The 11,584-nt window shown below is 56.7% G+C and carries 9 protein-coding genes; 6 read left to right on the top strand and 3 right to left on the bottom strand.

The window, feature by feature from the left end; translation table 11 throughout:
• Window positions 1-131: 131 nt before the first annotated feature.
• The 3 genes from Q1B27_RS05145 to Q1B27_RS05135 form a co-directional block, all read right to left on the bottom strand.
• A complete protein-coding gene (locus tag Q1B27_RS05145; RefSeq protein WP_299844537.1) occupies window positions 132-779 on the bottom strand; it encodes a glutathione S-transferase family protein in 648 nt (215 codons plus the stop codon).
• Window position 780: 1 nt separating this feature from the next.
• Window positions 781-2,193 (bottom strand): trimethylamine methyltransferase family protein, encoded by a 1,413-nt coding sequence (locus Q1B27_RS05140; RefSeq protein WP_299844534.1) that lies wholly within the window; start codon window positions 2,191-2,193, stop codon window positions 781-783.
• A gap of 66 nt (window positions 2,194-2,259) precedes the next feature.
• Window positions 2,260-3,858 (bottom strand): ABC transporter substrate-binding protein, encoded by a 1,599-nt coding sequence (locus Q1B27_RS05135; protein ID WP_299844531.1) that lies wholly within the window; start codon window positions 3,856-3,858, stop codon window positions 2,260-2,262.
• Between the two features lie 219 nt (window positions 3,859-4,077).
• On the opposite strand from Q1B27_RS05135, the gene Q1B27_RS05130 reads away from it, so the two are divergent.
• The 6 genes from Q1B27_RS05130 to Q1B27_RS05105 all read left to right on the top strand — a co-directional run bounded on the left by Q1B27_RS05130 (window position 4,078) and on the right by Q1B27_RS05105 (window position 11,545).
• Window positions 4,078-4,740: a GntR family transcriptional regulator gene (locus tag Q1B27_RS05130; RefSeq protein ID WP_299844528.1), complete on the top strand. Its 663-nt coding sequence runs from the start codon at window positions 4,078-4,080 to the stop codon at window positions 4,738-4,740.
• 114 nt (window positions 4,741-4,854) lie between these two features.
• A complete protein-coding gene (locus tag Q1B27_RS05125) occupies window positions 4,855-5,808 on the top strand; it encodes an ABC transporter permease (RefSeq protein ID WP_299844525.1) in 954 nt (317 codons plus the stop codon).
• A complete protein-coding gene (locus Q1B27_RS05120; RefSeq protein WP_299844520.1) occupies window positions 5,805-6,668 on the top strand; it encodes an ABC transporter permease in 864 nt (287 codons plus the stop codon). The genes Q1B27_RS05125 and Q1B27_RS05120 overlap by 4 nt, the downstream gene beginning before the upstream one ends.
• A gap of 1 nt (window position 6,669) precedes the next feature.
• Window positions 6,670-8,322, top strand: a complete 1,653-nt coding sequence (locus Q1B27_RS05115; protein ID WP_299844517.1) for an ABC transporter ATP-binding protein — start codon at window positions 6,670-6,672, stop codon at window positions 8,320-8,322.
• A 49-nt stretch (window positions 8,323-8,371) separates the two neighbouring features.
• Window positions 8,372-10,780, top strand: a complete 2,409-nt coding sequence (locus Q1B27_RS05110; RefSeq protein WP_299844515.1) for an FAD-dependent oxidoreductase — start codon at window positions 8,372-8,374, stop codon at window positions 10,778-10,780.
• A gap of 15 nt (window positions 10,781-10,795) precedes the next feature.
• A complete protein-coding gene (locus tag Q1B27_RS05105) occupies window positions 10,796-11,545 on the top strand; it encodes an aspartate/glutamate racemase family protein (RefSeq protein WP_299844512.1) in 750 nt (249 codons plus the stop codon).
• The last annotated feature ends 39 nt before the right edge of the window (window positions 11,546-11,584 follow it).

Raw genomic sequence — 11,584 nt, 5'->3', positions numbered from 1 at the left:
GCGACTAAGCACTGATAGCGGGACACTTTGAAAATGAAGTTTCTCAGCTTTGATTTGCAAGCCTCACGCATAGGCTCAATTTGACAGAATAAAGTATAACAAAAGTGACCCACTACCGGCTTTTAGGTAGTTTAGTTGTGCCGACAAGAAGCTTCGGCCTGATGTTGTGCCAGCATACTCTGTACAGATGATCGGTTGCAGAGAGTGTTGCGGTGGCGCGCAATATTGGGATAGCGGGAAATGTCGCTATCTGGAAAGATAACGTCCCACAGTGCCTGTGTTCCCAGGATGAAATCGGGCACAGTCGGTGCCGTACCAAAAAAATATGGACCGACCGAGAGGGCGGCGTCCAGCGTTTCAAACACCTTCGAAAGCCGGATCATTGATGTTTGTTTGAGAGCATCCTGAAGCTCCGGTTGCGCGTGATAAAACTCTGGATGGTATTGGATGATGACATCTGGTTGAAGGGTCGAGGCCAGATAATGAATCCACTGCAGAAATGCGCCGCGTCGCGCGTCACCGGGCGGTATGACCAGCCCAGCTTCGGGATATTGCTCAGCCATGTACAGAGCCACAGCACCGGTCTCGAAAATTGTGCCGTCCGGGCCCAAAAGCGCCGGTGTGCGGCAGTGCGGACTGGCGGTGAGAAAAGCTGGGTCTGGAGTATCGTTAAAAAGCTCAACCCAATGTACCGAATAATCTGCACCGACCTCTTCCAGCACGGCATGGGCGCACATGGCATAGGTATTGGGTGCGCAATACAGGGTATATTTGGTCAATTTAGGTGCCCTCCAACAAAGACATGGTTTTTTCCTTTAGACGCATTTTTAGATCAGGCTGGCCGGTTTCTTGCCAATTCTCGATACCTTCACGTTGGAAAAGGCTTGGTATCCACATTTCGGTTTCGTAGCGGGCGAGCGTGTGTGGGTCGGTCAAGAAGCTGTTATTGATTGCCGCGCGGGCAATGACTTCGGTCGCAATCGAGGTACTGCTTACGTCAATTCCAGCGCCGAATTTGCGGGCCATGGCGGCCAGTTCGTCGCAGGCCACAAGCATCTCCATTGATCCGGTGCGACCACTGGAAAGCACCCCAAGGTTATGCGTCAGGGCCGTCGCGCCAAGGGTGCTGGCCTGCAGGCTGGCGCTTGCTTCGGCTAGGGCCTGTGGGCCGATATCATGCGCGTCGGTGCAGCCGGACCCAGTCCAGCAGGGGATGCCGAGATGATCAAACACATCTGCAGCACCCAACCCCGCCAGCGTATATTCCGGTGAACCAATCGCCATATCGGCGCGGCGCATGTCCATCGGCATGACAGACGATCCTGACATTACTGGCGCACCGGGTGCCACCAATTGGCTGATGACAATACCGGCCAGCGATTCCGCGGTGGCCTGAGTAATGGCACCGGCCAGCGTCAATGGGCAGGCCATGCCTGGAAAGATGGCAGGGTAGCATACAACAGGCAGGTGCAGCCGCGCCGCCATCAGAAGCCGCTGGCAGGTTTCACCACCCAGTTTTAGGGGGGATATCGGCCCGATCAGATCCAGTCCGACGGGTTTGTCGGCCAGATTGCCCATGCCGCCGACCCGCGCCGCCATTTCATCCCAGATCGCGCGTACGCCAATGTCGTCGTGACCGGTGAAGAATATCGGTTTCCGCGTGCTGTCCAGCAGGGCGCGGGCGCTCGCCAACGCCTCGATCTGGGCATCTAAATCACTGGGATAGCCAAGTGCGGCGGCGAAATCTATGTTAGGAAGCTGGTCTTGCAAACAGCCGTGATCCGAGATGTCGGACAAAAGGCAGGGGCGATACTCATCCGTTCTTGGGTCCAGCACCTGAACGCAATTGACAGCTGTGCCGAAGCGCGCGGTTTCGTCGTCCGTGGCAAACGCCTGTTCACCATTCTGGTTGAAGAACGTGATCCTGGGTGGGACTGTTTCAAGTATCCGACGGACCAGGTCGGGGGGATAGAAAATTCGCCCATCCTCTTCACGGCAGCCCGCTGAGGTGAGGATTGTTCGCGCTTCGTCATCCTCAACCAGCATTCCGACGCTGTGAAGAATTTCGAGAACTCCCTCGAAGATCTCTTCGGCACCGAGTGCATCAATTGTCTGTAATCGCATCCGTCGGGATGGTATTTCGACAGGTGGGCGCTCGGCTCTGCGCCGCCTACTTTTTGCACGGGTCGCCATGTCACCCTCGCTATGCCGGGGTTCAGGCCAGCAATTTGCCACTGGCCTGATCGTTTGTCGCGCTGATTATTCGTCCAGCCAGGCCGTGCGCTGCATCTGGTAAAAGCCCAGCGGACCGGAACCGTGCGGGGAGATGCCCTGCACCTCGTTGCGGGCGGCATCTACGAAGTTGCGGAAGCCCAGTGTCGCGTGACCGCCATCCTCGTGCAGCATGCGCTGCATTTCGCCATACATTTCCTTGCGCTTGGCAAAATCCGTGACAGAACGCGCCTCGATGAGGAGTTTTTCGAATGCATCGTCTTTCCACAGCGTTTCATTCCATCCGGATTCTTTGGAAAACGCGATCGAGAATATTAGATCGGGTACGGGGCGCGGATCCCAGCCCGAGGTGATGATCGGTTTTTGAATCCAGACCGCCGACCAAAAACTGTCAGCCGGTGGATTGATGACATTGAAGTTTAGACCGCCGGCAGCAGCGCTTTGTTGCAGATGTTGGGCCGAGGCCAGTGCACCGGTCCCGGCAACATCCGAGCCGTAAATGTCGATCGGGGTGTTCTCCAACCCGGCCTTCTTGATGTGGAACCGCACCTTTTCAGGATCGTATTCGCGCTGCGGGATATCGCCGTTGTAATAGGGATCAATTGGTGCAATCGGGTGGTCGTTCCCGACCGAGCCAAGCCCCTTGAGGATGTTGTCGCGTATCCCCTCGCGATCGATGGCGTATTTCACGGCAAGGCGGAAATCGGGATTGTTGGTCGGCTCGCGGTCCAGCATCATGGCCAGATTCAGGAAGGCGCCCGAGGGTGCGTTGATCACATAGGCCGCGCCGCTGTTGTCGATCAGCCGTGTGGCTTTCTGATCAAGCTGGAGCAGCACATTGATATCGCCCGCAATCAGCGCATTGATCCGTGCGGTGTTGTCCGCAATGCCAACGAATTCCAGTTCGTCCACATAGGGGCCATCGTCGCCCCAATAGTTTTCGTTGCGGGCAAAGCGGTAGTTGCTGCCTGGAGTGAATTCAACCACTTTGAACGGGCCGGTGCCCGGCGGTGTTCCGGTAAAATCCTCAAGATCACGTTTGGTGACCTGTACGCGAGTGTCCGATAGGATCATGGGGAAATCGGCATTCGGCGCGGTCAGATTGAACCGCACCTGATAATCGCCAAGCTTGTCGATGCTTGCAATCTGGCTCATGAAGGATTTCGAAGGGGCTTCGGATCCTTCGCGGTAATGGCGATGCATCGAATAGATTACATCTTCGGCGCCGAAATCCGATCCGTCGTGGAATGTCACGCCTTCGCGCAGATTGAAAACCCAGGCTGATGCGTCGTCATTGGATTCCCAGGATGTCGCCAGCCAAGGCATTGGTTGCAGGTCCGCGTCGCGGTTAACCAGATTGTCGTGCACTGCATATCCCATCTGGATATTCGAGGTGCTGAAATACTTGGTCGGGTCCAGACTGTCCTGCGCCTGTGCCGCCTCGACACCAACCACGAGACGTCCACCGGTTTTGGGTGTCGCTGCCTGCGCGCGCTGCGCCGTCAGACCACTGATGACCGTGGCAGAGGCCCCTGCCGCCGCGAGCGTTCCCATGAACCTGCGGCGAGAAATTTTATTCGCCACGTATTGCTGAAAGAGATAATCGTTGAATTTTTTGTCAGACATTCGCGTGTCTCCGCTGTTGGAAAGGGGTGATCAGATGCCACCACCCTTATGCGGGCTTTGGCAGCCCTGTTTTTAGGTTATCATAAACTGTGATCACAGAATGAATGCAAAAGCAAGCTACTTTGAAGTGTTTCGACCAACAAGTGGTGGCACGTAAAATCTGGCAATTTGGCCTCTACTGGGCTAAACGCGAAAGAGATCATGAGAGAGAACTGTTAGATGAATCAGGCCCTCAAACCGGATATCAGCGCGCCTGCAAATCTTAGCGCAGGCATCTATTCGGACTTGCAGCGGAAACTCATCGTGGGTGATCTAAGGCCTGCGGAAAACTTGTCCATTCGCACCTTGGCTGAAGAATACAAAGTCTCGGCAATGCCGGTCCGTGAGGCATTGCGCCAACTCGCCTCTGAAGATGCGTTGATCGGCGCAGCTAAGAAAGCCTACCGGGTCCCCAACCTGACATCTGAACAGGCAGCAGATTTGTTTTTCGTCCGCGCCGTGCTGGAGGGGGCTGCTGCAGAGATCGCTGCGGAACGTGTGAGCGAAGCAGATATAAAGATACTGCGGAAACACAATATAGATCTGGAAGCGGCATGGGGAAAACAGCATGCCTCGGACTTCCTGTTCGCGAATTACCAGTTTCACCGGCATGTTTACTCGCTGACTGGCAACAGCGCGCTGCAATCCATGATCGACGCGCTTTATGTGCGAACGGGCCCGTGGCTGGCCTATGGTATCACCAATCTTGTAAAACCGGACAAATGGATGGGCGAACACGACCATATAATCACTGCATTGGGTCAGCGGGATAAGGCAGAAACGCGCCGCCTCATGGAAGAAGATGCTCGCTGGGGTGTCGAACTTTTTCGCGAACTTGGCTAGCGTTTGTCGAATTAGATGTCAGCGCAACAAAGTATTTCTTGCATTATTCGCAATCTGTGATCACAGTTAATCCAATTCTCCAGCCATAACGGCTCTGCGCGAGGGGGATTTGCGATGAGCATTCTGGAAATTCTCGGCAAGCGGCTGGTTTTTGGCGTCGGGACGCTATTGTTTGTATCGGTACTTGTTTTTATCGGGACGGAAATCCTGCCCGGAGACGTTGCACATGCCATTCTGGGGCAGGGGGCCACACCCGAACTTGTCGCGCAAATCAAAGAGCGTTTGGGGCTCGATCAGCCGCTTCATATTCGTTATTTTGTCTGGCTCGGAAATTTCGTCACCGGTGATTTCGGGACTTCTCTGGCAAATGGCGCAGATATCGGAACCGAGATCGGCCGGCGTGCCAGCAACACGATCATTCTTGCACTTTGCACGACAGTGATTGCCGTTCCGCTGTCGATCATTCTGGGGCTTGCAGCGGCCGTGAAACCTGGCGGCATCGTCGATCGGGCGATTACCTCAAGTTCGCTCGCGCTGATTTCCTTTCCCGACTTTCTGGTTGCCGTGGTCTTGGTGACGATCTTTGCCGTCAAGTTAAGGTGGCTTCCGGCCATCGCCTCGATCCGGCCAAGTTACGAGCTTGTGGACTGGATAAGAATATTGATCCTACCGGTGATGGGGCTGACCTTCACGATCCTGGCACACATGGTTCGGATGACGCGGTCTGCGGTGCTGAATGTCCTGTCCAGCCCGGCGATTGAAATGGCGATCCTTAAAGGTGTCCCGCGTCGACGGCTTCTGCTGCGGCATGCCTTGCCCAACGCATTTGGTCCCATCATCAACGTGATTGCCCTGAACCTTGCCTACCTGATCAGTGGGGTCGTTGTGATTGAGACGCTGTTCAATTTCCCCGGTCTGGGCCGCTACATGGTCGAGGCGGTAACCAACCGGGATGTGCCGATCGTGCAGACTTGTGCCATGATCTTCTGCTCGGTCTACATTATCCTCAACATGACGGCGGATATCCTGTCGATCATGGCCAACCCGCGTGTGAGGTACAAGAAATGACCGCACAGGCGCGAACATGGCAGGGAGAACTGCGCGAGGCCGTTTCAGATCTGACACCCGGTGTCACCCTAGCGGTGCTGTTTCTGATCTTCGTCTTTCTGGTGGGTGCATTTGCGCCGTGGTTCGCACCCTACGGAGAAGGTGAAATCCTGACCAACGAAAGCTTTGAGCCGCCCAGTGACATCATGTGGCTGGGCAGTGATTACCTTGGCAGAGACGTGCTTTCGCGCCTCATCTACGGCGTTCGGATTACCCTGTTTCTGGCTCTGGTCATCACCTTCCTGTCGTTTTTTGCAGGGGTTGGCCTGGGGTTTCTGGCGGCGGCCTTTGGTGGCCGGGTGGATATGTGGATGAGCCGCGTTAACGACGCGATGCTCAGCTTTCCGGCGCTGATGCTGGCGCTGATCGTGATCAACTCGCTTGGATCATCTTTCGTGGTGCTTGTCTTTACCATCGCGTTTATCGACATGACCCGGGTTTTCCGCGTCTCCCGGGCGCTGGCGGTCAACATCATGGTGATGGATTATGTCGAGGCCGCCATTGTGCGCGGCGAAGGCAAGGGATGGATCGTCTGGCACGAGGTCCTGCCAAACGCGCTGACACCGCTGGCCGCCGAATTCGGCATTCGCTTTACCTATGCCATCCTCTTCATCTCGGCGCTCAGTTTTCTGGGGCTGGGGGTGCAGCCGCCGCAATCCGATCTTGGCGTCATGGTCAAGGAGAACATGCAGGCGATCCTCTATGGCGAATACACCACGCTCTATCCGGCTTTCGGTATCGCTCTGATCGCCATTTCCATGAACGTCTTCGTCGACTGGCTGTTGCAGCGGTCCAGCGCGAAATTGCCGGATGAGATCTGATATGCCAGCGCCACTGTTGAAAGTTCGCAATCTTGATGTCTCGGTCCGTGACAAGAAAGGTCACGAGTTCAAGATCGTGGATGATATCTCGTTCGATGTGCAGCCGGGTGAGGTGATCGCGCTGATCGGTGAAAGCGGGTCGGGCAAGACGACGATCTCGCTGGGGTGCATGGGATATACGCGGCCTGGTTGCCACATAACCGGCGGCTCGGTGGAGCTGGGCGGTGTCAATGTGCTGGATCAATCCCTGGCAGCTTTGCAGGAGTTGCGCGGCAAGGACATCACCTATGTTGCACAATCCGCTGCGGCCTCCTTCAACGGGGCGATGACAATCGACGCGCAGGTCACGGAAATCCCGATCATCACCGGCGCGATGAGCCGCAGCGACGCGTTGGCCAAGGCGGCACAGCTCTATCGTGATCTCGAACTGCCCGATCCGGACAATATCGGAAAACGCTACCCGCATCAGGTGTCGGGTGGACAGTTGCAAAGGCTGATGGCGGCGATGGCGATGATCAGCGACCCGCGCCTGCTGATCCTGGATGAACCCACCACGGCGCTGGACGTGACCACCCAGATCGAGGTTCTCTATTCCTTCAAGAAACTGATTAAGGATCACAATACCGCCGCCATCTACGTGACCCACGATCTATCGCTGGTGGCACAGGTGGCCGACCATATTCTCGTGCTGAAAGACGGCCAGATGGTCGAATATGGTGCAACCGAGCAGATCATCAGCGATCCGCAGCATGATTACACCAAGGCCCTGATGGCGGCGGCGCATCTGATGCCCGACGAAATTCACGCCCCGCCGGTTGTAACCAACGAGGACGCGCCACTGCTGCAGGTCAGGAATGCAACCGCAGGCTATGGACCAAACCAGGACATAATCGCCCTGCAGGATATCGACCTTACCATCCACGCGGGCGAAACAGTGGGTGTGATTGGCGAAAGCGGGTCGGGCAAAACTACGCTTGGGCGCCTAATCTCGGGCTTGATGGGCGCCAAAAAGGGCGGGATATATCTGGACGGTCAACAACTTGCGCAGAGCGTCGGGCAGCGTTCAAAAGAAGACCTGCGGCAGATACAGTTTGCCTTTCAGATGGCCGATGTCGCGCTGAATCCACGTCAGCGCCTGAACAAGATACTCAGCCGACCCATGCAGTTCTATCGCGGCCTGTCGCGACGTGAGGCCGATAAAGAGGTCGCGCGTCTGCTGGAACGGGTCGATCTGCCAACCGATTTCGCCTGGCGCTTCCCACCTGAACTTTCGGGCGGACAGCGGCAACGGGTCAACCTGGCCCGCGCACTGGCGGCAGAACCCCGGCTGATCATTTGTGATGAGATCACCTCGGCGCTTGATACAATCGTGGCGCAGCAAATCCTTGACCTGCTCGAAGACCTGCAGGACGAGTTGAACCTGAGCTACATGTTCATCACTCATGATATCGCCACGGTCGCCAAGATATCAGAGCGCATCGCGGTAATGCGGCTGGGACGTATCGTGGCGCAAGGCACCGTGGATCAGGTGCTGACGCCGCCCTGTCATGAATACACGCAATTATTGCTGAACTCGGTGCCGGAAATGCGCACCGACTGGCTGGATGAGGCCGTCGTCGAGCGTCGCAAGCTGGTGGCAGCCTTGGGAGATTAGAAGACGGGCAACGAGCCCGAAGTGAAACGAAAACCGAAGGTATCTCTGCATGAATGCGACAGCCCGTGTTGTTGTAATCGGGGGCGGCGTGGTTGGCTGCTCGATCCTCTATCATCTGACCAAAAACGGCTGGACCGATGTGATGCTGCTTGAGCGGCAGGAACTAACCTCGGGCTCCAGCTGGCACGCGGCGGGTGGATTGTTTACCGTCGTGCGGCCCAACTCAGCCGCGGAAATGCACCGCTATACTTTCCAGATCTATCGCATGCTGGAAGAAGAAAGCGGCCAACCCTGTGGATTCCATTTTACCGGCGGCATCAACATCTGCCGCACACAGGAGGAGATCGACAGCAACGCCATGATGCAAAGTGCATGCCGACGATTGGGGATTGAGGGTCATTTCATCTCACTTGACGAAGCAAAGGAAAAGGCGCCGGTGCTGGACACAACTCACATGATCGGCGCCTTCTGGGAGGATGAAGGCGGCCATGTCGATCCGGCCTCGGCGACGCAGGCATTTGCCGCCGCCGCGCGCCAATTGGGGGCAACCATCCATCGCCACAGGCCGGTGACCGCGACCCGCCAGCGGGTCGACGGAACCTGGGACGTGGTGACAAAGGCTGGTACCGTTCACGCCGAATATGTGGTCAATGCCGCCGGCCTCTGGGGGCGCGAAGTGGGCAGGCTGGCCGGGATCGAGCTGCCGTTGATGCCGGTCGAACATCACTATCTGGTGACGGAACCGATCCCGATAGTCGAAAACCTCGGTTTTGAGCTGCCCCAGATCAACGACAATGAAACCGGTTGTTACGCGCGGCAGGAAGGCATGGGGATGCTGCTGGGTGCTTACGAGGATACCTGCACACATTGGGCCAAGGATGGTACGCCCGCTGATTTCGGGCACGAGCTGTTGCCCGACGATCTATCCTGCATGGAATGGAACTTCGAGAAATCCGTGGAAATCATGCCCTGTCTTGCCGAGGCAGGGGTAAAACGAGTGATCAACGGACCGATGATCTTTTCGCCGGATCTGAGCCCGTTGATCGGCCCGCACCCGGCCCTGCGCAACTATTTCTGCGCCAATGGCGTGATGGCGGGGTTCAATCAGGGCGCGGGGATCGGCCGGGTGATATCGGAATGGATCATCGGTGGCGAGCCAGAGATCGATATTTTCAATTGGGATGTGGCGCGGTTCGGGGATTGGGCGGACAGGAAATACACCGAAGAGATGACCCGGTATTTCTATGAAAACCGGTCCGAGAAGATATTTCCCTACCAGAGCTTCGATGCCGCCCGCCCGCAGCGCAAGAACCCGGTTTATGACCGGCAGGCAGAGGCCGGTGCGGTGTTCGGCACGGCGTTTGGCGGCGAACACGCTACGTGGTTCGCACCCACGGGAACAAAGGCGCAAGACAGCCTGACCTATCGCCAGCCCAACTGGTGGCAGCCGGTGGCGGACGAGGGCAAGCGCGTGCGTGATGCTGTAGGGCTGTTCGATTTTTCCGACATGGCGAAATTCGAAGTCACAGGTGCGGGTGCCGAACGTTGGCTGAACCGCGTAATGACCAACCGGCTCCCGAATCCGGGGCGCATGTGCCTGAGCGCCATGTTGTCGGATAAGGGCCGATTGCTGGGCGATTTCACCATTTCCAATCTGGGGGACCGGTTTCTGGTCATCGGCTCCTACGCGATGCAACTGGCTTTCATGCGGTATTTCGCGAAATACCTGCCCGCTGACGGGGTCAGTCTGCGGAATGTGTCCGACACGCTGGCCGGCCTGCATATTGCCGGACCGAACGCACAGGCCCTGATCAGCAAGCTTGCTGATCACCAGATGGACAGCGCGCATTTCCGGTTTCTCGATGCGGCCGACATGACCGTCGCCGGGATCGCGGGTGTCACGACCATCCGGGTCTCGTATACCGGGGAGACGGGATATGAAATCTATATGCCGCGTGACCGCCAACTTGCCCTTTTTGACACGCTGCGCCGTGAGGGCGAAACGCTGGGTCTGACATTGGCCGGATTGCGTAGCCTGATGATGCTGCGGCTTGAAAAGAGCTTTCCGGCCTGGGGTGCTGAACTAAGCCCGGATTACCTGGCCCATGAATGCGGGATGATGCACCATGTGAAGCCCGATAAGGGGGATTTCGTCGGACGCGACGCGGTGATGGCCTATGCCGTCCCACGAGAACGCCCGGTCACCTTCACAGTGGAGGCAGGTGACTGCGCCATCTGGGGGGATGAGGCGGTTTTTCTGGATGGTGAGCCCGTGGGATATATCTCATCCGGTGGCTGGGGGCCGCAGGTCGAACAACACATCGCGCTTGGGTATGTGACGCCGGATGCTTTTCGAGAGAATGGCGATTATGCGGTGGAAATCCTAGGACAGCTACGCCCCGCAACGCTGTGCCCTGCGCCGTTATACGATCCCCAAGGTCTTCGGATGCGAGCCTGAAGCGAGGAGGCGGTCATGATCATCAAAGGCGGGCATTCTTATCAGGGCTACAGTGTTGGTATCCTGATGTTCGACAACAAGCTATTTCCCATGCCGCCGGGTGATGTGGGAAATGCGACAAGCTATCCGTTTCCGGTTCTGCTGCGTCAGATCAAGGGGCTTGAGGACAATCCATACCCACCGCTGACCAAGGCAGATGGCAGCTATACTGCCGAGGTTCAGAGTTGCATCGACGCGGCTGTTCAGTTGGAACGCGACGGGGTGCGCGCTATCGCAATGTGTTGTGGATTTTTTTCGTTGATCCAGCCGGTTCTGGCGAAGCATGTCAGCATCCCTGTTATGACGTCGCCGCTGATGATGCTCCCCGTTATCCAGCAGATGATCCACCCGGATCAGAAAGTGTTGGTTGTAACCGCCGCAGCAAAATTGCTGACGAGTGAGTTTTTTTCTGCTGTTGGTGCTGACTTGGGTCACAGGATCGCGCTTGCCGGTCTGGACGACTCAAAGGTTTTCAACGCCGTTTGTATGGGGGGTACGGCTATCAGTTTTGAATATGATGACCTGTGCAAAGATGTTCTGAATGCAATCGCCGGGAGCCGGGAGCAAGACCCCGATATTGGGGCAGTCCTGCTGGAATGCACCAGTCTGCCACCCTTTGCAAATGAGGTGAGGAGCGCAACCGGGCTACCGGTATTTGACTTCATCGCTTGCGTGGAGTGGTTGCATCGCGCTGTCGTGCCAAAGCGCTACAGTGGTTATATCTGAGTTGGGGGAGATTTTGATGTGTAAGTTCTTTGCGGTGAT

Source organism: uncultured Roseovarius sp., from assembly GCF_947489715.1.
Lineage (GTDB): Bacteria > Pseudomonadota > Alphaproteobacteria > Rhodobacterales > Rhodobacteraceae > Roseovarius.
The sequence above is the reverse complement of the archived record's forward strand: the minus strand, read 5'-3'. Positions and strand labels throughout refer to the sequence as shown.